At 36.7% G+C, this 23,782-nt stretch carries 31 protein-coding genes; 27 read left to right on the top strand and 4 right to left on the bottom strand.

The genetic code is table 11. From position 1 onward, the window contains the following. Positions 1–66: 66 nt before the first annotated feature. From LG329_RS16925 to LG329_RS16950, 6 genes are all read left to right on the top strand, one after another. Positions 67–540 carry a hypothetical protein gene (locus LG329_RS16925; protein ID WP_404452007.1) on the top strand — a complete coding sequence of 158 codons (474 nt, stop codon included), beginning with the start codon at positions 67–69 and terminating at the stop codon, positions 538–540. 463 nt (positions 541–1,003) lie between these two features. Continuing rightward, on the top strand, positions 1,004–1,183 hold the full coding sequence (locus tag LG329_RS16930; protein WP_404452008.1) for a hypothetical protein: 180 nt from the start codon (positions 1,004–1,006) through the stop codon (positions 1,181–1,183). An 893-nt stretch (positions 1,184–2,076) separates the two neighbouring features. Then, the gene (locus LG329_RS16935; RefSeq protein WP_404456739.1) at positions 2,077–2,142 is read left to right on the top strand and encodes a hypothetical protein; all 66 of its coding nucleotides are present in this window, start codon (positions 2,077–2,079) and stop codon (positions 2,140–2,142) included. A gap of 7 nt (positions 2,143–2,149) precedes the next feature. Further along, positions 2,150–2,281 (top strand): type II CAAX prenyl endopeptidase Rce1 family protein, encoded by a 132-nt coding sequence (locus LG329_RS16940; protein ID WP_404452009.1) that lies wholly within the window; start codon positions 2,150–2,152, stop codon positions 2,279–2,281. 148 nt (positions 2,282–2,429) lie between these two features. Next, positions 2,430–3,590 (top strand): MFS transporter, encoded by a 1,161-nt coding sequence (locus LG329_RS16945; protein WP_404452010.1) that lies wholly within the window; start codon positions 2,430–2,432, stop codon positions 3,588–3,590. Between the two features lie 477 nt (positions 3,591–4,067). After that, complete coding sequence (locus LG329_RS16950) at positions 4,068–4,910, top strand: DUF3990 domain-containing protein (protein ID WP_404452011.1); 843 nt, start codon at positions 4,068–4,070, stop codon at positions 4,908–4,910. A 12-nt stretch (positions 4,911–4,922) separates the two neighbouring features. Here the strand turns inward: LG329_RS16950 and LG329_RS16955 are convergent, their stop codons facing one another. Further along, positions 4,923–5,732 (bottom strand): zeta toxin family protein, encoded by an 810-nt coding sequence (locus LG329_RS16955; protein ID WP_404452012.1) that lies wholly within the window; start codon positions 5,730–5,732, stop codon positions 4,923–4,925. A gap of 479 nt (positions 5,733–6,211) precedes the next feature. Here LG329_RS16955 and LG329_RS16960 point away from each other — a divergent pair, with 479 nt between their 5' ends. The 7 genes from LG329_RS16960 (at position 6,212) to LG329_RS16990 (ending at position 10,309) form a co-directional block, all read left to right on the top strand. Beyond that, on the top strand, positions 6,212–6,400 hold the full coding sequence (locus tag LG329_RS16960; protein ID WP_404452013.1) for a hypothetical protein: 189 nt from the start codon (positions 6,212–6,214) through the stop codon (positions 6,398–6,400). Positions 6,401–6,453: 53 nt separating this feature from the next. Further along, positions 6,454–6,675, top strand: coding sequence for a DUF3953 domain-containing protein (locus LG329_RS16965; RefSeq protein WP_404452014.1), 222 nt, complete (start codon positions 6,454–6,456; stop codon positions 6,673–6,675). 144 nt (positions 6,676–6,819) lie between these two features. Beyond that, positions 6,820–7,476, top strand: coding sequence for a Type 1 glutamine amidotransferase-like domain-containing protein (locus LG329_RS16970; protein WP_404452015.1), 657 nt, complete (start codon positions 6,820–6,822; stop codon positions 7,474–7,476). A gap of 295 nt (positions 7,477–7,771) precedes the next feature. Further along, positions 7,772–8,254: a GNAT family N-acetyltransferase gene (locus LG329_RS16975; protein ID WP_404452016.1), complete on the top strand. Its 483-nt coding sequence runs from the start codon at positions 7,772–7,774 to the stop codon at positions 8,252–8,254. 127 nt (positions 8,255–8,381) lie between these two features. Continuing rightward, complete coding sequence (locus tag LG329_RS16980; protein WP_404452017.1) at positions 8,382–8,852, top strand: peptide-methionine (S)-S-oxide reductase; 471 nt, start codon at positions 8,382–8,384, stop codon at positions 8,850–8,852. Between the two features lie 794 nt (positions 8,853–9,646). Beyond that, the gene (locus LG329_RS16985) at positions 9,647–10,069 is read left to right on the top strand and encodes a helix-turn-helix domain-containing protein (RefSeq protein ID WP_404452018.1); all 423 of its coding nucleotides are present in this window, start codon (positions 9,647–9,649) and stop codon (positions 10,067–10,069) included. 186 nt (positions 10,070–10,255) lie between these two features. Continuing rightward, positions 10,256–10,309 (top strand): hypothetical protein, encoded by a 54-nt coding sequence (locus tag LG329_RS16990; protein WP_404456742.1) that lies wholly within the window; start codon positions 10,256–10,258, stop codon positions 10,307–10,309. A 559-nt stretch (positions 10,310–10,868) separates the two neighbouring features. On the opposite strand, the gene LG329_RS16995 is transcribed toward LG329_RS16990, so the two are convergent. Further along, on the bottom strand, positions 10,869–11,948 hold the full coding sequence (locus LG329_RS16995; RefSeq protein ID WP_404452019.1) for a glycosyltransferase: 1,080 nt from the start codon (positions 11,946–11,948) through the stop codon (positions 10,869–10,871). A 222-nt stretch (positions 11,949–12,170) separates the two neighbouring features. Beyond that, positions 12,171–12,812 carry a hypothetical protein gene (locus tag LG329_RS17000; RefSeq protein ID WP_404452020.1) on the bottom strand — a complete coding sequence of 214 codons (642 nt, stop codon included), beginning with the start codon at positions 12,810–12,812 and terminating at the stop codon, positions 12,171–12,173. Between the two features lie 322 nt (positions 12,813–13,134). Here LG329_RS17000 and LG329_RS17005 point away from each other — a divergent pair, with 322 nt between their 5' ends. The 6 genes from LG329_RS17005 to LG329_RS17030 all read left to right on the top strand — a co-directional run bounded on the left by LG329_RS17005 (position 13,135) and on the right by LG329_RS17030 (position 17,402). Continuing rightward, positions 13,135–13,479 carry a DUF1428 family protein gene (locus tag LG329_RS17005; RefSeq protein WP_404452021.1) on the top strand — a complete coding sequence of 115 codons (345 nt, stop codon included), beginning with the start codon at positions 13,135–13,137 and terminating at the stop codon, positions 13,477–13,479. 197 nt (positions 13,480–13,676) lie between these two features. Beyond that, positions 13,677–14,171 carry a ribonuclease E activity regulator RraA gene (gene rraA / locus LG329_RS17010; RefSeq protein ID WP_404452022.1) on the top strand — a complete coding sequence of 165 codons (495 nt, stop codon included), beginning with the start codon at positions 13,677–13,679 and terminating at the stop codon, positions 14,169–14,171. Positions 14,172–14,515: 344 nt separating this feature from the next. Continuing rightward, the gene (locus LG329_RS17015) at positions 14,516–15,025 is read left to right on the top strand and encodes a DinB family protein (RefSeq protein WP_404452023.1); all 510 of its coding nucleotides are present in this window, start codon (positions 14,516–14,518) and stop codon (positions 15,023–15,025) included. Between the two features lie 348 nt (positions 15,026–15,373). Further along, positions 15,374–15,853: a DinB family protein gene (locus LG329_RS17020; protein WP_404452024.1), complete on the top strand. Its 480-nt coding sequence runs from the start codon at positions 15,374–15,376 to the stop codon at positions 15,851–15,853. Between the two features lie 37 nt (positions 15,854–15,890). Continuing rightward, entirely contained in the window at positions 15,891–16,385 is a 495-nt protein-coding gene (locus tag LG329_RS17025) for a DinB family protein (protein ID WP_404452025.1), read from the top strand. A 282-nt stretch (positions 16,386–16,667) separates the two neighbouring features. Beyond that, positions 16,668–17,402 (top strand): hypothetical protein, encoded by a 735-nt coding sequence (locus LG329_RS17030; protein ID WP_404452026.1) that lies wholly within the window; start codon positions 16,668–16,670, stop codon positions 17,400–17,402. 184 nt (positions 17,403–17,586) lie between these two features. Here LG329_RS17030 and LG329_RS17035 read toward each other — a convergent pair whose 3' ends face one another. Further along, a complete protein-coding gene (locus LG329_RS17035; RefSeq protein WP_404452027.1) occupies positions 17,587–17,793 on the bottom strand; it encodes a hypothetical protein in 207 nt (68 codons plus the stop codon). 372 nt (positions 17,794–18,165) lie between these two features. On the opposite strand from LG329_RS17035, the gene LG329_RS17040 reads away from it, so the two are divergent. The 8 genes from LG329_RS17040 to LG329_RS17075 all read left to right on the top strand — a co-directional run bounded on the left by LG329_RS17040 (position 18,166) and on the right by LG329_RS17075 (position 23,771). Beyond that, entirely contained in the window at positions 18,166–18,261 is a 96-nt protein-coding gene (locus tag LG329_RS17040) for an NUDIX hydrolase (RefSeq protein WP_404452028.1), read from the top strand. Positions 18,262–18,275: 14 nt separating this feature from the next. Further along, the gene (locus LG329_RS17045; protein ID WP_404452029.1) at positions 18,276–18,497 is read left to right on the top strand and encodes a hypothetical protein; all 222 of its coding nucleotides are present in this window, start codon (positions 18,276–18,278) and stop codon (positions 18,495–18,497) included. A gap of 462 nt (positions 18,498–18,959) precedes the next feature. Further along, complete coding sequence (locus LG329_RS17050) at positions 18,960–19,724, top strand: TerC family protein (protein ID WP_404452030.1); 765 nt, start codon at positions 18,960–18,962, stop codon at positions 19,722–19,724. 235 nt (positions 19,725–19,959) lie between these two features. Then, positions 19,960–20,706, top strand: a complete 747-nt coding sequence (locus tag LG329_RS17055; RefSeq protein ID WP_404452031.1) for an alpha/beta fold hydrolase — start codon at positions 19,960–19,962, stop codon at positions 20,704–20,706. A gap of 530 nt (positions 20,707–21,236) precedes the next feature. Further along, the gene (locus LG329_RS17060) at positions 21,237–21,575 is read left to right on the top strand and encodes a PadR family transcriptional regulator (RefSeq protein WP_404452032.1); all 339 of its coding nucleotides are present in this window, start codon (positions 21,237–21,239) and stop codon (positions 21,573–21,575) included. 1 nt (position 21,576) lies between these two features. Then, the gene (locus LG329_RS17065) at positions 21,577–21,915 is read left to right on the top strand and encodes a DUF1048 domain-containing protein (RefSeq protein ID WP_404452033.1); all 339 of its coding nucleotides are present in this window, start codon (positions 21,577–21,579) and stop codon (positions 21,913–21,915) included. 341 nt (positions 21,916–22,256) lie between these two features. Next, positions 22,257–23,021 (top strand): ABC transporter ATP-binding protein, encoded by a 765-nt coding sequence (locus LG329_RS17070; RefSeq protein WP_404452034.1) that lies wholly within the window; start codon positions 22,257–22,259, stop codon positions 23,019–23,021. After that, positions 23,022–23,771 carry an ABC transporter permease gene (locus LG329_RS17075; protein ID WP_404452035.1) on the top strand — a complete coding sequence of 250 codons (750 nt, stop codon included), beginning with the start codon at positions 23,022–23,024 and terminating at the stop codon, positions 23,769–23,771. It begins immediately after the preceding gene. The last annotated feature ends 11 nt before the right edge of the window (positions 23,772–23,782 follow it).

The raw sequence follows: 23,782 nt of genomic DNA on the forward strand, positions 1-23,782 counted from the left end.
TAAATTAGAATAATTCAAGTATAGAATAATCTGAATGAACATATTTCGATTAAATGGATGGGTCATATGAATAGAAATAATAAGTACGAAAAATTATTGTGGTGCATTGCTTTACCTGGGTTTGGTCAATTATTGAATGAAAAATATATCAAGGGAATTGTATTCATTTTGTTAGAGTTTTTGATCAATGTACAGGGGAATTTAAACGAAGTCATTATTTTAAGTTTTTACGGAAAAATACAAGAAGCAGTAGACGCAACGAATTACCAATGGCTTATGTTTTACCCTTGTTTGTACATGTTTGCAATGTGGGATGCTTATAAGGATGCAGGAGGCGGGGAAAGACCATTCTCATTTATGCCATTTGTTTTTTCCGCATATTTCGTAACTGTTGGACTAATCTATTCTCCAGATTTAAGAATAATGGGGACGTTATTAGGTCCTGTTTGGTTACCCATATTGTCCGTGATACCCGGGGTAGTAATCGGTTTGTTATTAAAAAGGCTCATAAACCAAAGATCTCGCCAATCTAATTTTTAACAATTTGCTTCATAAATCCGAATATCCGGAAAATCAATAACTTTTAGTAACTAACTTTATCTCGGGAGCAAATACTGGTTTTATGGCATAGAGGTGCTTTAATAACTAGGTAAAATTGCCGTTTCATAATTGAATAGATGGAATATGCTATAGTAGCGGGGCCATGTGCATAACCTGTAGTTCCCCCCCCCAATTATAATTTAGTATAAGCGCTAAATCCTTTTCTTCTTAATAACTAACGCGATTTCTATTTAGTCAATGGGTAGGCGCATATAGGGGAAATTCCGTTATCGCGTTAGTTATTTGGGAGAACCCTGATAAAAAACAGCTAGCATTTTTGGAATCAGCTAATAGATTTAAAAAGATATTTGACATTATCAGATAATTCGCTGATTACTGCCAAGGAAGTAACTTTCCGAGGTATTGGTTCCTTTCAAAAAATGGATAAAGGAATTGTTGGAGCATGAGTAACGCAACTAAACTTCAAAACGTTACATTACAATCGGAACAGGATGCCGTTCAACTTGCAAATGAAACCAATCGTTTGGATGCTGCCTTAAAGCAGATGAAAGAGGAATTGAAATCCTATGTGAATGAACATGGCGGCTGTGGATACGGGAGAAGAAGTGTGGAACTTCTTTGAATCTGTTTCATGGAAATTTGATAGTAAGCATTTAAAAAAACTAGAGACCTCAAATTTTTTCGGGGTCTATTTTTAATACCATTAAAATAATCTAAAAAGGTAAAGATTATTTTGTTATTTTTGGTATAATAGAAGCAACAATAGGTTAGTTTCGCATGAGGGGTTAGGCGCACTTTTTTACCTTTTAGGATACTCCTAAAAAGGGGGTGTTGCTTATGGATATGGAAAATGTATTAACGCTGATGATTTCATTCGGCATGTTGATTGCGTTTATCATGTCCAACAAGAACGATAAAAAATAACCCCTCATGTGATTTGGCAGTCAGTTGAGGGATTATTTATCTCTACTTGCGCCTTCCCCCTCTTGATGGGGTTAGCTTATTGTACCGTTCCATGTATCTAGCATGGGACGGTTTTTTATAATATATGTCTTTCTATTTGTAGTATACCTCATTTCATCGATACGGTAAACATTTTATCGTTTTTTAACCAGTACGTTTTGCCTTAGAAAGTTTGGGAAATCGAGGCATTTGATACCTAATGTTTAAAATCCTTCATAATTTTTGCCTCCGTCATTTCATTGCTATCCATTAGCTCATTCTTAAGTTCATTTTCTAGAATAATATTTTCTACTTTTTCGCGCAGCTATAGTGACAGCTATCGTAAAAATAACTGTCTGGATAATTCCTGTTGTCTTGTTAGTTATTAAGTACGAAAAAAGAGATCCAATTTTGTATTTGGGATTGAAGTCCAACTTAAAAAAAGGCTTGAAATGGGCAATATGGATAACACTTGCAATGGCGTTATACTTTATCATTTCAGGTATAGCAATGGATTTAGAGTTTAATTAAGTTTAGGATTGGATTTTTGGCTATACTTTTATTTTTGTTGGACTGACTGAGGAGATTGTCTTTAGGGGATACATACTTAAAAAGTTAATGACAGGGTGTAAGTTTTGAAAAGCAAATGCGGTTACATCTTTACTATTTGTATCTATACATTTTCCTATTTGGATTTATTTATAAAAAAACAGACTCCCTTTGGTCAGTAATTATTATACATTCGATGTATGATTTGTTAGTATCCATGTTCAATTAACGGGCGCAAGAATCGAACAACGATAGACTGTTTCGGCTAGTTTAAGGGAAGTAAAAGTAATAAAAATAAAGCCTATAAAGCTTACGTAAAGTCCTTTTTACGCCCCCTAGTGAATATATATGTAAAAATAATTTTATATGGGGGATGTATGGAGATACAAAAGAAGGCAAATTTAAGTGTTGGTTGGGTAACTTTGTTTCTAATGGGTACTGACTTATTTGTGGTGTCGCCGTTATTACCGTTCATTTCGGAAGCATATAAGGTTAGTCCAGAGAAGACTGGATGGATGGTAACTGTTTTTGCGGTTACCTATGCTTTTTCGGCTCCATTCTTTGGTTGGCTCTCAGATAAAAAGGGACGGAGAACAATTATTACGTTTGGTTTATTAGTGTTCGCTATCTCTAACGTACTAACTGCTTTTGCTCCTACATTTATATGGCTAATTGTTAGCCGTATTATAGCTGGTTTGTCCGTTGCTTCAATCACTCCGTTGATATACGCAATCATTGGAGATATTGCGCCACCAAATCGAAGAGGAACATGGCTTTCGATTGTTGTTTCGGGACACTTAACGGCTCTTTGGGCAGGAGCACCTTTCGGTATGGTATTAGAGTATTTTCTTGGTTGGCGTTCAGTATTTGTTGTAATGGCGATTATAGGAACCATATTGGCGGCAGTGAATTTCAAAACATGGGAATCTATTCCTAAAAGTGATTTAACAAAAAATCTATTAGAAGGAAATCTGCTAAGAATACTTGGTTCCGTAAGTGTTACCACCATTTGGGCAATTTCTATGTATGCCCTTTATGTTTATTTAGGTGCAGCTCTTTACTCCGAAAATAGATTCTCATCATCAGAAATCGCATTAGCTGTTACTTTTTATGGTGTCGGTGCTGTTTTAGGAAGTCTTACAAGTGGGAAATTAACAGATAAGTTCGGAGAAAGGAAGGTTTCGAAGGTTACTCTAATTTTCTTAACTTTAATACTCGTTTGTTTAGGAATATTTTTTTCATCTGGTGATTGGGTTTATTTTCTTCTGTTTATATGGGCTTTGGTTGGGTACGCAGGATTTACATCATACCAAGCACGATTAGTGGTGGAATATCCAAAAGAGCGAGGGATTGTTATGGCCTGGAATAATACGGCTCTGTATATTGGCATCACCATTGGTTCAATGATTGGAGGCTATGTCATATCTAATTGGGGATATTCTTTACTCCCATATTTTTGTAGTATTGCAGCAGTTGCTAGCTTTGTGTTTAGTACTCAAAAGGTGAAGAATCAAAAAAAGAATCAGCTTTTTCAGTAGATAATTGACCTCAGAACAAGATTTTTTGTTTTGTATCAGGTGCTGCTTTAATGGAAGATCCCTTTTAGATTTTAAACAATCGTTTCCTAATATCGATTCAAGAAAAGTGCGCGCTTCTCTAATAAAGAATTGCGCTGATATCGCATATTAGGGCCAGATAATTGAACAACACCTTTTGTATTTCGCAATTGAAATTTGAGCCATTTCGCAATTATTTTTAACCACCTTAAAATTAGAGGGATTCACAAACTTGGAGAATAAATTTTTTATTACTGCGTAGGATTGTCATGGAGCTTCTATGCTATATTGATTTATATGTGAAGGCATAAATAAAAATACAAATCTACAGGACGAAAAGAGGCGATAATTACTGTATTAACCATCTTCGTTACTTTTTTCAATTATCCTGAACATACGAATGTTTCTCTCATATAATATAAAAAATTATTTTTGACATTTTCTACGAGAGGATAAATTATGTTCCCTTATAAAGAAAAGGAAACCTACACAGTTTACCATGGAACCAATTTATTTGCCGCAAAAGTCATTCAATATCATAGTATAAGACTCGATGTACAAAGACAGCTTACCGATTTTGGTAAGGGTTTTTATGTTACATTCAATCTTTCACAGGCAAAAAGCTGGGGACAGGTCAGAGCGCGACATTCACAGGTTTCCGTGAAGATTTTGCAGAAATTAGGAATCAGTAAAGCTCAGTACTTTCATCATCCGGATACAAGAACACCGGCTTATATAGCATTTCACCTTAACTTAAAAAAATTAAAATATTTGCATGGAATGCTATTTCCTTTACCCCATGAGCCTGAATGGCATCATTATGAACGGTTATGGAAAGAGTTTGTTCAATCATGCCGCAATGGAAAAAAGCATTCATACGATTATGTTTACGGTGCCGTTGGTAGCGGTCATATAACGAATCCCAATCTAATAAAATTCTCTTCCATGAAAGAACAATTGTCGTTGAATACGCCAAAAGCAATTGACTGCTTAATGGATACACAAGTTATGACTTTTAAACCCGGGAACAAAGTATTAACCAACCCCTTTCATGAGCCAATAAATAATGTATGGCGCACGAACAAAGAGACATTATTTTTGTCCGAAATACGCGAAAAAGTCATGACCATTGGTCGTTTAAGTCGAAAAGAAGCGGATCAAATAGTTAATAGATCCCATTTTATCCCCAGCTTTACCCCCATTATGATGCATGAACCGCCTTCCTATTGGGCATTTTCCATTTTGTATGGTTCAAGTGAGTTATGGCACGAGAATTATGAATTAAACCGAGGGCGTATATGAGGATGTTCAAAATCATTTTATTCCGCCCTTTTTTAAAAACTCATCATATAGTTTGGCGTGCACGTAATCATTGGAAGCAATAAGTTTTAACTTGGTTTCGTTATTGTATACGTGATAACTATCAGCTGAATCCTTTATCGCTAAAAACGTTCTTGGCACAAGTTTATGGGTGTTCTCAATGATGTGGGCAGGAATTGTTCTCCCCGTATGTTTCGCCCGTTTTTTGGTGCGTTTTTTGGCCTCTTTTAAAGGAACATCTACAACATGGACGTGAACCTCATAATCGTACCGATGTAGTTTGTCGATGATTTTCTTACACTTATGGGTTTTTGCCAACGTCGATTCATAAATTAAGTCTTTCTGTTCTTTAATCAATCGTTTCAACAACAAATCACTAATATCACGGGATTCTTTATGAACCAAGGCGGCAGCATAAGTGGGATGAGTATTTTTCAGTGAGTCATATTCTGGAATGTATTCCTTGATATGATCAGGATCAACTGTTACCGCAAAAATGCTCTTTATAACGAGTTCTTTTTCAACGATGTTTTCTCGTAACATTGTTTTTCCTGTGCCACTTCCCCCTCCAATTAAAATGGCTGTCGGCTCCATTTTGCTCATTGAGTTTTTGTTTTTTTTAATGATATCGTTAAGGATTTCCATATGCAATTGCTGACGTTCCTTGGTGTATTGATCCCCTAAGGAATAGATACTCTTTGTCTCCTCTAGCTTTTTCCTTTTTTTCTTTCCTGCCGATCGTCTTTTCCAACCAATGATCGATTTTTTACTATGCCAGATCTCTTTTTTGAAAAGTTTCCCCACAACGATCACCACCTTGTGATAACATATGCTGAATTTTCAAATTACGTTGCCGTGGTTACAGTGAAAGAGTGGCTGGAAGGTGTACCTAAACTTGAAATACCCCGACAGTCTTGGGTTGTGTTTAATGCAACTGAAGAAATGTCAGATGTATTTAACTACATGTGAGCGAGTTGAACTGCACCCCAAAAGAATTAGTGTATTGAAGTTAATAATATCACTTTTTTGTTATTAAACTAAAAACACGTTATCTTAAGAACCTTGATTTGACTATGCAGTAATCGGGCGCGATCCTTGAATAAGGATGGGCGTCATTTCTTATGAAACGGGCCATTTAATTGAATAACTCATTTAAAAATAAATGGATATTTATGTTAAAATAGATGTAGATTGTGAAGGAATATACCTGTGTATTAAGGGTTATATCAGTAGAGGGATTTTTAAACAAAAAAATCGAAGTAATTAGCTTGGGGGATTTATCAATGAGAAAGAGTAGACGGTATATAGTACCTTTCATATTTTTAGGTTCCATATTTGTTTCTGGTGGAATGTTATTAAAAGACGCTTTTGAATATTCACCAACCGTTGGATGGTTTGGAGGATTTGTTTTCTTTTTACTTGCTTCATATTTAGCTACAAAAGCTAACAGAGATAGTAAAGAGTCAACTTAATGCCTTTGATCAACTGTGGAGGACCTAATTTTATTTTTGAGGGGGAGATGCTGGTGAAAATACTTAGAATAACTTCGGCGATTGTTGTAGTAGCCTTATCCAGTTATGGTTTGATAACTGGTACAACTGGAATAATATTACCTTATGTTTTGTTGTTAATGGGGCTAATGCTTCTTGTTGTGGGAGGTACCGAGTTTCAAAAACGAAAACCAACTGCTTTTACAATATTTCTTGCTGCTGGATTTAGTCTTTTCGTTGGAATTTACACCTTATAAAGCAATCGGGCGCTTTCGCGGAATAAAGAAAGCGCCTACTATTGCTTTCTAAGGCCATATTGAGAATATTGCGTTGGCGATAAGAAAACAGAATGAGTAACGTTAGGAAATTAATGTTATTTACACTTTGCTACGGGGGTACTTATGAAAACTCACTATTATTTAGGCTGGTTTAGCAATTTTTTTCCAGAGAATCTGGGCAAGGTTTTACAGGAGGATATAACTGATAGAAAATCGCTTGTTATGATTAGCTCGAATCCATTTTTTTATGAAGATGATGGTGCTACTGAACGCTCGTGGCTTGACCAGGCCGGCATTATGTTTGATGAATATCATTTAATTAATTATCGCGTACAGAAGGAAGATGCCCAAACGTTAATTCAAAATGCTTCAGTCATTTTCCTGTTGGGTGGAAATATTCTTAAACAAAATGGTTTTTTGATGGAATATGAATTGTCGGATTTGATTAAAAAAAGCAGAGCCGTTGTGATGGGAGCAAGCGCTGGTGCGATCAATATGTCCGCTAAATGGTTATGCTCGAAAAACTTTGGAGATGAAGTTGAAATAAGCTCTGTTTACGACGGAATCGGCCTTGACGATTTTTCCGTCCTGTCTCATTTTGATCTTGAAAATAACATTGCGCTGGTTCAAAGCGAACTGTCTCCCTTATCGGAAGAAATGAATATTTATGCGTCGAACAAAGATTGCGCTGTACGCGTAAAGGGAGACAAAATCGACATTTTTGGCAATGTATATTTAATTTCCCACTCAAAGATTCAGAAATTGGATGAGACGCTCTAGTTGTGGTGAGTGGCTATGGCTTTAATACCTATAATCGGGTAAAGGTTGAAGATTGGTCTGCTCTTATTGACACCATGGGCGCTAAGGTGTTCATCACAGCATTTCTTCTCATCGTTACTATTACTCTAAATGTAATTACTCTCGCTGTGTATTGAAATAGAACGGTAAAGCAGGAAGATTGTGAAAGGCGGGCGCACTAATTTAATAAGAGGTCGTCCTCCTGAAAAGGGTCATTTTGTTTATGAATAGTATTAACCTTGGGAATGCCGATATAAAGAAGTTAGGAGCTGTTTTTGTGAGCACTTTAAATCAGACAGTAGAATTACAACAGTATAAACCAGAGTTCATAAAGATCTTAAAGGGATTCAAGTTGCCCGATGAAAAGGCACAATATACTGCTTTTCCAACCGATATACTAGAAAACTTAATTGACGGTCAATATCCAATTGTAATTTTAAGCAACAATGAACCAATTGGTTTTTTCTTATTACATTCAACTGACAGGGTAAAGGAATATACAGATAATCCGAACGCCTTGTTATTAACTGCACTGTCAATAAACCATTCTAAGCAAGGAAAGGGGCTTGCAAAAAAAGGAATGAGTCTACTTAATAATTTTGTTAATCAGGAATTCCCCGAATTTAACGAGATCATATTAGCAGTTAATCATAAAAATATCCCAGCTCAAAAGCTATATGAAAAAGTTGGATTCAGTGATACTGGTAGAAGGAAAACGGGTAAGATAGGAGAGCAATTAATTTTTAATACTTTTATCTAGTTTAACTGAATTGGCTGTGTTAGAAGATATTATAAAAAATATACCGCATCGGGCGCAAATCCAGAATAAAGGATAGCGCCCAAAGTCATATTATTGGACCAATTTGCTGTATAAGGGAGAGAACAATATGGAAGTAGTATATTTTGCAGGTGGATGTTTATGGGGAGTACAAGCTTTTATAAAAACTTTACCTGGGGTTAAGTTTACAGAAGCGGGAAGAGCTAATGGAACAAGTCATACACTTGAGGGTGATTATGATGGGTACACGGAATGTGTAAAAACAGGATTTGATACGACGGTTGTAACAATCAGGGAATTAATGGGATATTTATTTGAAATCATTGATCCACACAGTTTGAATAAACAAGGACAGGATGTTGGCGAGAAATACAGAACAGGAGTATATAGTGAAAAGCCAGAACACTTAAAAGAGGCGAAGGCATTTCTTGGTGAGAGAAATGATTATGACCTTATAGTTGTTGAAGTATTACCTCTTACAAACTATGTGAGAAGTGCAGAAGAACATCAAGATAGGTTAGATAGATGTCCGAATGATTATTGTCATATTCCAGAAGAAATATTAAGTAGATATAAGTAAGGAAGAATATTAAAAGATGGTTTATGGACTCTATAGTTTTTAGAAGTGCTTTACTATTATAATAAGGGGAACAGAATCGTTTAATCATTTTCAACAATCGGGCGCGCGCGACAAGTTCCGCTATAAACGCTTTGAAGCGTGAACATGCGGGGAATTTAACATAAATTCCAACTTTACAACGGAGGATGGGAATGAAGGAACCATGTTTCCTGAAACCATCCTGTCAACAAATCCTGCATGCGTCAAGGCTGACAGGCTTTGGGGTATGATGCACAGGTGATTCGGCAGAACAAAGGCTGGAGCCATTCCAAAGGAAAAGGTAACCAACGGATATGCCGCACGGCTGAAAAACTAGATATGGTGAGAATGTTCTCACGAAAGGGAACTGACAATACTTCCGAATGTACGGGTCTAAAGATTGAACATAGGGAAACTTATGGGTCATCCATAGGATATGACTTATTCAAAAAGGCATTTATCAAGTGATTAACTTGGTAAACGCCTTTTGAAATGTCCGGTGTCTTAGAAGAAAGAAATATCAAAAAGTAATGATGTGTTCCCTCTACCAACTAAAATTCAAACAAAGGAATTTTTAACAGGAAAATTGAATATGTAATAAGAGTAGCATTTCACAAGGCTTGTCCAGAAAAACTACTTCTAATATCTTATTTACCCGTTCCACCTTTGTCGAATGTATCATGGATAATGTCTATAACATCTTCTTTGTCATTATGATTAATCAATTTTATCATCCTTTCAACTATAACCATTTCCAAAAGTGAGGTAATTTATACATGAAAAAGATAACGATTGAACTAAGCGAAGAGGCATATGATCAACTAAAGGAAATAACAGATCTGGAAAATTTGATTAACCGACATCGGGATAAAAATAGACGTGATAATTATAAAATTGAGGAATTTGTAATTGGTTGTATTGTGGATAAAATAGAACAAATAAAACATTTTGAATTAGTTAACCCATTCATAGAAAATAATGCTCAACCTGTTATTAAGAATCGATTTAAAGAAATTGCTAAAGATAAAAATATTTATATAAAAGATATTGCTGATCAATTGAACATGCTGTCGCCAAATATAAGTAAAATATTTAACAATGCCTCCCAACCACGATTAGAGCTATTCATTAAAATCTGGATTGTGCTTGGCTGCCCACCATTACATAAATGTATTTACCTGGAAGAAGATGAAGGTTAGAAACTTTGTCTTCTTTTTTTTGCGTTTTTTTAAATAAATGTAATAGGACAAGTGTTCCCGCCCATATCATTAAATATAATAAACTTAATAAAAATGTATCAATAACATTATGAAGACTTTTTAACGGAATGATGACCCTTAGAAAGGGGGTGATCCGGGATGACAGTATTTGAAACGCTTGTTCTCATGATTTCATTTGGAACATTAATGGTTGCAGTATTGTCAGACCATAAAAAATAACCACCTGGCTCTGACAAGCAAGTAGGTGGTTATTTTTCAGTGACCTTGAATATTTAGCTGATCGTTGGTGTATCAGCACCAGCGGTCTCTTTTTAGTTTATGCAACGTGCTCTAGTTATATTATATACAAAAATTATGAGATTGAAACCAATTGATAAATTATTTCTAGTTTGTTTTGACATTCCGCCGTTTATTAAGTTTGCAAACTATTCCTATTCTGCTACCTCGAAATCTTTTTCGTTCTCATAATGGTGGGTGAGCCGATAGGTTTTGTGAAAATCAGCTTTTAGGTAAATGTTATTTTCTTGAGAAGCTTGCCGCACGGGTATACCACCTTATTGATTGAATTCAGCTTAAATAATAGGGACAGGGCGCCTGTCCCTAATGTCCCTTCAAAAGGCATCAGGTACAACGAATACAAGGAGAACTTTCAAAATGAAAGTTCTCCTTGTATATGCTAAAAGATTTTTTCAGTTTCCTTATAAAGGTTGATACTATCGAGGTATTTTTCAACCACAACATACTCATCGGGTTGATGGCTGAAACATTTATTTTGACATTATTCCATATTTTCAAAGAAGCGTTCATTATAAGCTATGGTCGAATCATTTGGAAGGTATTGTTTTGCTGAATCATTGTGCCTCTTAGCCTTATCTACACTCCCTATATTCCAATAGCAAATACACAATTGCATATGCGGATACCAGGTATGAAATCCTATTATGTTAAAGCCAATGTCATTAGCAATCCCGACTTCGATTGCTAATTCATACCAAAAGATTGCCTTGTTAACTTCTCCTTTTGACAGATATAAATCTCCAATACGGCAGCATGTCTCGGGTCTAGGTACATCATGAGCAAATGTCTTTACTAATGCATCCATCTCCTTCTCCGGTTCTGACAAAAGTCGGTAGCAATCAGCCATATAGATGTATGCACGAATAATATCCTCTATCCAGCCTTTATTTGTTTGCAAAAACGTTTTATAATTCGTAATAGCATCTTTGTAATTGTTATGATCTTTTAATTCGTTGGCATAATAGAATAAATCCCTTGGTGAAAGTTCTTCCCCTTTTCTCAACCTATTTTGGTATATTTGTAAATTCCGGTCACTTACAGTATTATCTATCGTTTTCTTATCCTTCCGATGTTCAACTGCAATATCAGCATAGGAAATATTTCCGTGTACATCTAAATATTCGTGAACAGGTCCAATCCATTGAAACTGCCTATTTCTATTAATAAGACGATTTCTTCTAAATGAAAAGGAAGGATTACCATATTCATCAAAATCAATATGATATAGCATGGATACAGCATCAATATCTAATTTTAGTTCCTTTTTTAATGTTGCAAGTTTAACTTGATTTTCCTTTGACAGTACATCATCGGCATCTAGCCATAAAATGAAATCCTTTGTAGCCTTTTCAAAGGAGAAATTCCTTGCTGCGGAAAAGTCATCGACCCATTTGAAATGATAAATGTTATTAGTAAATTGTTTTATTATATCTATTGTTCCATCCGTTGATCCTGTATCAACAATAATAATTTCATCACAAAGATAAGCAATACTGCTTAAACATCGTCTAAGTACTTCTTCTTCATCTTTGACGATCATACATAAACTTATTTGCATCATTTTTTCAACTCCCTCAAACGTGAGATTTATACTAGTGTATGTTTATTGGAATAACTTGCAACGGATGATAGTCCCATGGAAAATCATACGTTTCTTCCGTTTTATCCCATCCATATGGATAAATACAAAAAAAGAAGGCTCCCAATATTGTGAGAGTCTTCTCAAAAAATAGTTGTAGGTGTCCCATATAATAAGGAGAAAGCTACAACGACATCTTATTTATTATGCATCTGTTATTTTATGAATAGACCAGACGGTTCCGGACGGATCAGTTCCGCCAATGTTTAAATCAATTGTTAGCCCATCGGATAAATATAACAGACCAACTTGATCACCTGCATTTAATTCTACATCACCAACTAACGTGACTGTTCCATTACCTAATATTACCCTAAGCTGTAGTAGTGCCAATATATCCACATTTAGGACCGGGAATAAACCAGAGATTAAATCAGTTCCCGATGATAAATTACGTACGACAAATGATGGATCTATCCCCTCACCAATTGCAGCTGTAAGCGCAGCAGTAGTAGTATAACTAATTACCGTTTTTATTGCATACCTTCCACTTGATGGAACAGTATAGGTCCCAGTTATCGGATCAAATCCAGTGCCAGTATAGTATGGATCTGTCACTGTCCAGTTGTCTAATTGTTGGTCGGCAGAAAGAGTTGTAGCTGCCCTTGAAGCGGAAAATCCTACATCCGCAACAACAGGTCCGGTTGGCCCAGTTGGTCCAGTTGGCCCTAGTGGCCCCTGTGGCCCCAGTGGTCCCCGTAGTCCCCTTGGTCCAGGTGGTCCAGTTGGTCCTCTTGGTCCTGGTGGACTAACACATGTGCAGTTGAAATTGCAATTACATGCCATAAAAATACACCTCCCTTCACTTTAAGATAGTTTATCTTACGCGGGTATTTGGATTGAATGTAGTGCATGTACCATGCTATTGCAGCAAATGTGCGCGAATACCAGGGGAAGAAACCAAGGTACTAATTCTTTTGTTTTCAGATTTAGCTTGTTCAATTATAGGATTGGGCACGATTGTATAATTGAACAAGGCGTCCTTCTGAATCGGGGCAGTTTGTTGAATAAAGAAATTTAGCAATTAAGAAGAAATTATTGACGGTTATGTGTGCTAGACTTGACTCTGATAATAACGTTAATAATTCCATCTAAAGGAGGATTAAACATGTATTTAGAAATTTATCTTTATCCAGTACTGGAAGAAAACAAAGAACAATTTTTAAAAATTAATCGAGAAGCTGAACGTATTTACAAAGAGTATGGTGCGATCGAGAGCGAAACATTTACTGCTGCATCTATTCAGCCGGAATATGGTTGTTCTGGAATGGTATCGGCAGTTGAACTACAAGAAAGCGAGATACTTATGTTAGAAATTAACCGCTATCATAATAAGGATCACCATAGTCAGGTTTTGGAGAAAGTTGATAACGATGAACAGATTGAAAAGTTATATAATCAAATGACAAAGGTAATCGATGTGAGTCGAACTGTCCGTGGTGAATTCGAATAGCCATAACAAAGAAAAGGAATTGCCGTAATAGGGCGCTTTTCTGGAATAAAGATCAGCGCTCATTTTTCATTTACGAAGGGCCATTTTGTTGATACTGAGTAAGGTAAAAGTTTTGATACCATTTAATTTTTTAAAAAGGATTCTAAGAATGAATGTTGAATTTATATTAGGATAGAAAAACATTAGGAGGGATAGCTTTGTTAGACTTTAAAACTACTGATTTATGCGACGACCATTCAGATTCACTACAAATTAGCAATCTTGCATTCCGTTCTTTTGGAAAAAAGACACGTTTTTCAGGGAAAATTGAAACTGTAAATGTGTATGAGGATAACGTGCTCATCGTGGAAGCACTTGAAAATGTACCAGAAGGCACCGTCATCGTTGTAAACGGTGGTGGTTCTAATCGATGCGCACTTCTTGGTGATCGTTTAGCAGGCATCGCGCAATCAAGAAAGCTATCAGGTATTATTATAAACGGTTATGTTAGAGACTCTGTTGATCTTGCTAAAATAGATGTTGGCATTCTTGCATTGGGAACACATCCGCTAAAAAGTAAAAAAAATGGCACTGGCGAACGTGATAGCATTCTTCACTTCGGAGGAGTCGACTGGAGGCCAGAAGAATATGTTTACGCGGATGAAGACGGGGTTATTATTTCTAAACAACCTCTTTTAACGGATAATTCATAGGACTAAACGGGGAAAATGATTTTGGTATTAAATCGGTAACAATCTTAGAATTTTCGGATTGTGAATGTATTTTGCACTGTCTTTGATCGAAGGGTTTGATGTCAATTTGTAAGTTCTCATTCAACTAATGTGCGCGAATCTTTAATAAAAGGTTCGCAAATTTCTTATTGAAGTAAAAAGGCAGAATAATTCAGCCATTTAACAGAACAAGGATTTTTATTTTTTATCAAGAAATATAATAATGAGATGGAAATAGATGTGTTTAAAAGGTATTCAAGGATATTGTGAATTAAACGATTAGAAATGTTGGATTTCTAAAATTAAAGGAAGGGGGTGTTTTTAACATGAGTGATCTGAAATTGATTGAAACTTATAATAAATTTTTACACGATTATTCATTGGAGCAACTAAAGCGTATACCTGAGCATGGGGTTTGGTCAATCGGTCAAATGTATGACCATCTAATTGTCGTAGCTCATGAGTATCTTGATAGTGTTGAATCTTGTGCAAAAACTGGTGGAGAGCAAAAGCTCGGAAAGACGGAGTTTGGAGAATATTTATTTAATATTGGTGGATTCCCGCCAATTAAAATTAAAATTCCGGACGATACCCCTCCCGACAATTCAAAAAGTAAAGATGACATTATGCTTGAGCTCAATCATCTGATAAAAAGAATGAGAGAATTGGAAATGAAAGTAGATGATATAAACCCAAATTACAAAGTTAAACATGGGGGTTTTGGATTGCTGAATGCACAGGAGTGGTTTTCTCTTGTCGGGATGCATTTTCGTCATCATCTGCGTCAAAAGTATGAACTGGATCAAAAACTTGGGATTAAACAAATATTTAGTTAGGGATCTTGTAGTTAAAAAATGGAAGTTATATAGAGTCGAAGTAAGTAGGTCGACTTTAACTCATATATATTCTAAGGAAGAAATAATTTGAAGCTTTCACATGTACGATTAACAGTACTAAATATTCGAGAATGTTTTTTATTTTACCGGGAAGCGCTTGAAGTTCTATATGGAAAAGTGAACCCTATGACTCTAAAGCAATCGGGCGAAATTCCGGAATAAAGGACAGTGTACGAATTGCCATAGTAGGGCCATTTAATTGAATAAGAAGGAATTTATGAAAGATTGTCGAAGGAGTAATAAGGTGCGAATTGATTCCCATAATATTTAAAAAGGGGAGGTGTATGTATGTGTCATTCAAAAGATGTTTTGTCCGATCAATTGTCAGCCAATGCTAATGAGAAAAGTTGGTATGTACCATTTTCGCTATCAGTTAAAAATTTGACAGAGGAAGAAGCTTTTTGGAAGGCAAATGAAGAGAATAATAGTATTGCCGAAATTGTACAGCATTTGATTTACTGGAATAAAACATGGCAAACAAGGTATAAAGAATCGAGAGTTCATGCTGTTCCGACAGTAAGAAATAATGATAGTACGTTTATGATATCAAAAAATAATACATTTGATGAATTACATAAACAACTCTTAGAAATACTTTTATATTGGCAGGAATTATTACAGGAAATACAACTAGAAAGTGATGTTCAAGGTATCCCCGATAGCAAATGGTGGGAAATATTAGCGAGTGTAACGACACATAACGCTTATCATATTGGCCAAATTATTTATATTAGGAAGATGCAAAAGAGCTGGAATCACAATTATTAAATATAATAGATTTAACTAAAATTGGAGGGAATAGAAAATGGAGGTAAAGACACTTTTGTTACAACAATGGGCAAGCTGCTTAGATGAAGAAGACTGGTTTCCACCACTTGAAAAAGTGCTAGAGGATATTACTTTTGAACAGGCAATTTGGAAACCAGCTGATGGGGCAATGAATTCCATTTGGGAATTAGTTTGTCATTTACGTTTCTATGAAAAGAGATTTCTGATGCGATTTCTTGGTGAAACAGCGAATGAACCACAGGCAGAAAATAATGACTCTACATTTCGATTACCAACTGAGACGTTAGAAAATTGGAAGGAAACAAAAAAAGAATACTTTTATGTTCATCGTGAACTTGGAAAAATACTAGCAAAATCAGAACATGAAGATTTGTATAGACAGATCCCAGGAGAAGATAATTCATTAGTGCTTGAACTGAAGAGTTTAGCATTGCATGACGCATATCATATTGGGCAAATTGTATTCCTAAGTAAAATGCAAGGAGCTTGGCCAGAGAAACGCAGCTTTTAAAAAAGCTTCATTGGCTTTAAAGTTATTCCATTATAGGGGGCTTATCTGCAATAAAGCCGATGCAAATCAGTCTAAGAACGATTGGGCGCTTTTCCGGAATAGGATACGCGCTTTTTTTTATGAAAAGGGCCAGTTAATTAAATAACTCCTTGTGCAAGTAACAGAGATTTGAAATAATTGTTCTTAAGATAAAGCACAAATTAATAAAATAAGGGTATTTATTATCAGAGGAGAATTTGTATAAAGGTATTATTTGTATGAAATTAATTGGGGGAGAATGTTATGCAGGAAAACGAATTGGAAATGGAAGATAATAACGAGACCGGGGGTTGGAAGTCAAAACTTAAAACTGCTTTCTCAGTAGCTTGTGTTTTGGGTTTTATTTTTGGATGGATTGGAATTATAAGGCACATTATGAAGACTATACACACTGACGAGAGTGTTGTCTATTTTAGTCTTCCAGTAGGTGGAGCAATGACTGTTATATTTGTTTCAATGGGATTAGGGATTCTTACACTGATATTTTTCATTTTACTTAAAAATACACTTTTAAGAAAGTATTCATTTGCTGAAATAAAAAAATATTCATTTGAATTATTAATAGGTTTTATAGCTTATGTAATTGTTTCATCCCCATTTTTGTTTTTTGCAATCGACAATTATATTTACGTTACAAAAGACGAGGTTGGATACTCCGGATTTTGGGCGATAGGTGATGGTAAATATAGTTGGGATGAAGGTGTTAAAAACATTACTTTAGATTATAGTTATGCTGATATGGGTGATACTTCTGACAACTTTAGTGGTAAGTATACTTTTCATTTATCTGATGATAAACATGTTGAAATCTGGGAAAATTCATTGGACGGCAATTTTGAAAGTATAGAAAAAATCAATGATATAGCTTTAATGCATGATGTAACTTATAACGTGATTTCTGCACCTTCTGATGAGAATATTGAAAAATGGATTCCGGAAAAACATCAGGAATTTGTAAAAGAGTTGTTTTCCAAATAAAGAATATGGAAGGTTTGGGAATGTACCTAATGTAGCAATGGGACCAAATCTCGCAACAAGCAATAGCGGGCAGTAGAAGACCCGTACTTTTTAAAAGCACTAGGTCTTCTACTGCCAATGAGTTATATCTGGTTCGTATATTAATCGATGTTGCGAAGTGAATGAAAAAGTTCCCAAACGAGGTCTAATTTCCTTTTCTATTGATTAACCTTTTTAAAATTAAGTAAATCGGAACGTAGATTACCAAGAAAATACTGAAATCAGCTAATAGCAATAGTAAATCAAATTTATCTGTAAACCAGTTATAATCAAGACCAACAAGAGAATGTATCCAATCAGAAACAATTTCAGATATAAAGAGACTAATAAAAATTATTATGAGTTCCTTCAAAGAACATCACCACCTTGTAAAAGTTAGCTTCAATTCTTCATTCATTATAATTTTATCAGAAAATTCACAGTTTGCAAATATATTTATTTTTTAAATGAGATGAATCTGAGTAACTGATTCTATGCGATCTACGGTGGAATAACAAGTTATTCTAATGGGGGTGTATCATTCTGTGAATTTAAATATGCGAGGGGGATTATACGGATTGAAAAAAAACAGTGAATGAGATATCTATTTGAGACAAAATAGTACAATTTGTCTTATGAGAAGGAGACTTTTTATGAAAGAATGGTTTGGAGCATCAGGTATCTGTATAAATGAAAACAATGAATTGTTAATGGTGTTACAAGGTAAGCCTGAAGAAGAAAAAACATGGTCTATCCCCTCAGGAGGGCAAGAAAAAATGAAACCTATGCCGAATGCTGTTTAAGAGAAATTGAAGAAGAATTAGGCTATGTTGTAAAATAGTTGATGAGGTAAAAGTGAAAAAAGGGAAACATGAAGAACTTAATATATCTTTTGAAGATCATTATTTTTTAGTTAGGCTTGTAGTAGGTGAAAGAAAAATCCAAGATCCCGATAATTTAATTTATGATATAGCTTGGAAATCAGCGAGTCAATTAAAGGATTTAGATTTAACATATCCAGAAGATAGGGAATTCTTAACACAATACACTAAAGAATTTGGGAGTGAATTTAACTAACAGAATACCTGCTAATACAAGTTCCGCGATATGCCATAATACGAACGGGCACATTCCTGAAATAAAGACCAGCGCTCATTTTTACGAAGGGCCATTTAATGGAGTAAGGTTACTTGCGCTCAATATTAAATTTACTGCCATCTTTTGTTTACTTGTGGTATAATTAGATTAGTTAATAAGGGGAGTAGCTTTTACAGTATTGTCGTCATTACAGAGTGTGCAGGTCACTCTCGGCATTACTGGCAACTTACGGTGTTGTTAGCAAGACCTTTACCATAAATGGTAAAGGTCTGATTTTATTTATAGAGACTTTTACCATAATTGGTAAAGGTCTCTTTTTTTATACGTAGGTAAAGTATAAATGTTATGAGCAAATGCCAGTATAAGAAAGGCTATGCAACTTGTTATCAAGGGAAGGCAACTGGCAAGTTTACCAGATGTCAAATGAGAGGGGTAATAATTATGGAATCAATTTGGCTCGAATACGGATGGACTTTAATAATATTAATAGGTCTTGAAGGGATATTGTCTGCTGATAATGCACTTGTTCTTGCCGTAATGGCAAAACATTTACCTGAAAAACAAAAAAAGAAGGCGATCAACTATGGTATTTTAATGGCGTTTTTCTTTCGGTTTGTTTCTATTTTTCTTATATCTTTTTTGGCAGGTGTATGGCAGGTACAAGCAATTGGTGCAGCCTATCTTATCTACTTGAGTTTGAAATACGTTTACAGTAACTTTATTAGTAAGAAAAACGAAAATGATGAAGAGAAGGCCAAAAAGGCTGGTTCAGGATTTTGGCCAACCGTAGGAAAGATTGGAATTGCGGATGTTGCCTTTGCAGTTGATTCCGTACTTGCAGCTTTTGCACTTGCGATAACACTTCCGAAAACACCACTTCCTCAATTTGGTGGTATGGATGGTGGTCAGTTTGCTGTAATCGTCGCTGGAACGATTGCTGGTTTAGTTTTAATAAAGTTTGCTGCTTCTTGGTTTGTAAAGCTTTTGGACAAACGACCTGGTCTTGAAACAGTGGCTTATTTAATTGTCGGGTGGGTCGGTGTTAAGCTTTCTGTCATTACACTTGCTCACAAAGATGTTGGTGTACTACCTCAGGACTTCTCGCACTCTACTGGTTGGACGATTGTTTTCTGGGGTGTATTAATTGCACTTGCTGTAGGTGGATGGTTCCTTTCTGGTAGAAATGCTAAGAAAAGCTCAAAATAAAAGCAATCCAATTAGTGAAAATAGACTATATAACAAAAGGGTTCTGGAATAAAGACCAGCGCTCATTTTCCATTTAATACGAAGGGCCATATTCTAGAATAAGGAAGGAAATTAAATGGTGCTTCTTGAATTGTAAGTTAAGCCAGAAAAAGGGGAGGATTATTTAAGAAAGATAACATAGTTTTAATTATTAACTTATAATATTAAATTGTAATGGATGGAGGGAGGGATTTAAATGGATTTGTATTACGAAATTAATGGTAATGGTCATCCTGTGGTTCTCCTCACTGGTGGTGCTGATGTACGGAACTGGACATTTGTCGCATCTCTTTTAGCGGAACACTACAAGGTTGTTGCTTTTGACGGACGTGGGACGGGTAAATCACCATCCCCATTAGAAGATATCGACCATGTTGAAGATTTGCTGTCGCTGCTTGATCATCTAGATATTAAACAGGCGACACTCATTGGTCACTCAATGGGTGGCCAAATTGCCACTGAATTCGCTCTGAATTATCCTGAAAGGGTTTCAAAACTTGTTTTGCTTGCGCCTGGATTATCTGGGTTTAGCTATTCAAAGGAATTTGAAGAGAATATGAAGAGGATTCATGAAGCCGCCCCCGATATCGATAAAATGGTTGAGCTTTTGCTCAGTGATCCATCGTATCGTGTTGTAACGGCTAGTCTCCACCGTGATTTAATGGTTCAAATGCTCCGGCACCATATGAACCGAATGTTTGAATGGCCTTCAATTGAAATGATTTGGCCGCAACCGCCGGCCATCGAAAGATTAGGAGAATTGAAGGCCAAAACATTATTGATAATCGGTAAGGAGGATTCACCCGATAACCTTCGTGTTGCCAATTACTTTCAAAAGCACTCAGATGCTCGAATCATAGAAATTCCAGGTGCTGACCATATGGTCAATCTTACCCATCCAGAGAAGTTGTATCGTCAAATTACTGAGTTTTTGAAGGAATAAAATTTATTATACCATGGATTCGGGTAAGTCATTCGTCAGTTTGTAACTTATCTAACTTATAAAACGGGCTCACGTTCATGATTACACTTTGCAATATAAGGTTCCACGATGAAAGTTTAAATGAATAGTAATTCAATATAAGGGCGCATTTCCTGATAAGGATTTGCGTCATTTTTTATGGGTTATGGTTCATTTTGAAATAAGTCTATACCACCAACAACAATATTAAAATGCGGTAAATATGGTAATTATCGTGTTGACTATTCAGACTATCCTATACAAAACCTTTGAGCTCGCAGTTAAAGTGATCAATTGTTAGTGAAACTTCAATCAGAAATTAGATTGAATTATGAGCTATCCAATGTGATAAAAGCGCCTATGAACCCCATAATAACGTGCTTTTTGAAGAAAAAATTTATGCTTGACAAGTGACGCTACTCTGCGTTACTATATACCGGTAGTTAGTAACACTTAATACATGTTATACAGAGTACTGAAAAAATATAATGAAATACAAATGGGTGATCAATTTGGAAAATATCACAGAAATGCTCAAAGGGGTACTCGAGGGTTGTGTGCTTGAAATCATCAGTCGTGGCGAAACTTACGGCTATGAAATCACACAGCAGCTGCGAGAACTTGGTTTCACTGATGTGGTTGAAGGCACAGTTTATACGATTACCATCCGGCTTGAGAAAAACAATCTGGTGGACATAGAGAAAAAGCGATCCACTGTGGGGCCGCCGAGAAAATTTTACAAACTAAACGCAGCAGGTCAAAAGCAACTTGAAACTTTTTGGGGAAAATGGGATTTCATCTCAAGTAAAATGAACGAACTCAAAACTAAAGAAATCAAAAGGAGAATGTAAAATGAGTTTAATTGAAAAAATTATCGGAAGTCTGGATGACAAGCGGGAATGGAAGGCGATGGAGGTGCGTGCGAAGGCACTTCCAAGTGAGTACCATAACGCTTACAAAGCTATCCAAAAATATATGTGGACTGCTGGTGGCCTCACTGACTGGAAGGACATGAGCCGTATTTTTGGCGGCATTCTCGACCTTTTTGAGGAGGGTGCAGCGGAAGACAAGAAAGTCACTGACCTTATGGGTGAGGACGTGGCCTCTTTCTGCGAAGAACTAGTGAAGGACGCGAAGACTTGGAAGGACAAATATCGCGAGAAGTTGAACGATACGATTGGTCGTGACTAATGGCGAACTTTTTGCTGGGTATTATGAGTAATAGAATTAGGGTATCTTATATCAATTGAAAGAAAGAAGTAAATTCAATAGATCATTCCGACTGAATAGCTGGCTACAAATGAGAATTGTCATTTTCACTATTCAGTTCAATTTTAATTTAGTAGTAAGTAATACAGAGTATCAGTCAGACTAAGTAGATGGATATAGACAATTTAGATGCACAAGAAGTTCGACCAGATCATGACTACGCTTTGTTTGAAGGCAAACAACTCGCTCACTTATCAGACAAAGCACCTAATTTCCGGATCTAGCAAGTGTCCTTGCTACGCTTATTATAAGGAGGAAAAAGTATGAGCAATACAGCGATTTCTGTAAAAGGGTTAAAGAAATCCTTTAAAGACAAGGAAGTTTTAATGGGGTTGGATTTTGAGGTGCAGCGTGGCGAAATTTTCGCACTTCTGGGCTCAAACGGAGCAGGCAAGACCACGGCGGTCAACATCCTTTCGACGCTGATGAAGCCAGATGGTGGGGAAGTAAGTATTTGCGGTCTTGACGTTCAGCGTCAACCGGAATATGTTCGCCAAAGCATTAGCCTGACAGGACAGTTTGCAGCTTTAGATGGCATGCAAACAGGGCGGGAAAATCTGATGATGATTGCCAAGCTGCGGGGAGTTTCTAATCCCGTTCAAGCCACCGACAATCTGCTTGCAAGATTCAACTTTTTGACCGATGCGGCCAACCGCCGTGCTGATAAGTATTCTGGCGGGATGAAGCGCAGGCTTGACATCGCCATGAGTCTGATCGGAACTCCAGCAGTCATTTTTCTCGACGAACCCACCACAGGGCTTGACCCTGAAGCACGGATTGAAGTCTGGGATACCGTCAAGGAGCTTTCCGAGGGTGGCACGAGCATATTGCTTACGACCCAGTACCTGGAGGAAGCCGAACAACTTGCGGACCGTATTGCCATCCTGCATGGCGGAAAAATCATAACAACCGGCACCCTTACCGAACTCAAGGAGATGTTCCCGCCAACGAAAGTGGAATACATCGAGAAGCAGCCGACATTGGAGGAAATTTTCCTCGCGATCATCGGCAAAAAGGAGGAGAAGTAAATGAAAAGTAAAACAGGGGTGTTACTAGGGCGTTTAATGCGCAATATCATGCGCAGTCCGGATACGATAATAACGGTGGCGATTACGCCGATTATGATGATGTTGCTTTTTGTCTACGTATTTGGTGGCGCTATAGAAACCGGAACGGACAATTACGTCAATTATTTATTACCGGGAATTCTGCTGATCACTATCGCATCCGGCGTTGCATACACTTCCTTGCGGCTATTTACGGATGTAAAGAGCGGGCTGATGGCGCGTTTCATTACCATGCCCATCAAGCGCTCGTCGGTATTGTGGGCTCACGTGTTGACCTCGCTTGTTTCCAATGCGCTTACTGTCGTTGTGGTTATCCTCGTCGCGCTCTTGATGGGATTCCGATCTAACGCTAATATCCTGGATTGGCTCGCGGTAGTTGGGATACTCGGGCTGTTTACGCTGGCGCTGACATGGCTGGCGGTCATTCCCGGATTGACAGCAGGGTCTATGGAAGGGGCGACAGCATACTCGTATCCGCTGATTTTCCTGCCGTTTATCAGTTCGGCCTTTGTCCCCACCGAAACCATGCCTAAAATTGTTCGTGTGTTCGCTGAGAACCAGCCCGTGACTTCAATCGTGAATTCGATTCGTGCCCTCTTGTATGAAGGGACTGTCGGCAATGGTATCTGGACCGCGCTCGCCTGGTGTGTGGGGATTATGGTCATCGCTTACTTGATCGCCACTAAAGCATTTAAACGCCAGTTAGGGTAAGAATACCAGAG

Source organism: Virgibacillus necropolis (assembly GCF_044793635.1).
GTDB lineage: Bacteria > Bacillota > Bacilli > Bacillales > Amphibacillaceae > Virgibacillus_F > Virgibacillus_F necropolis_A.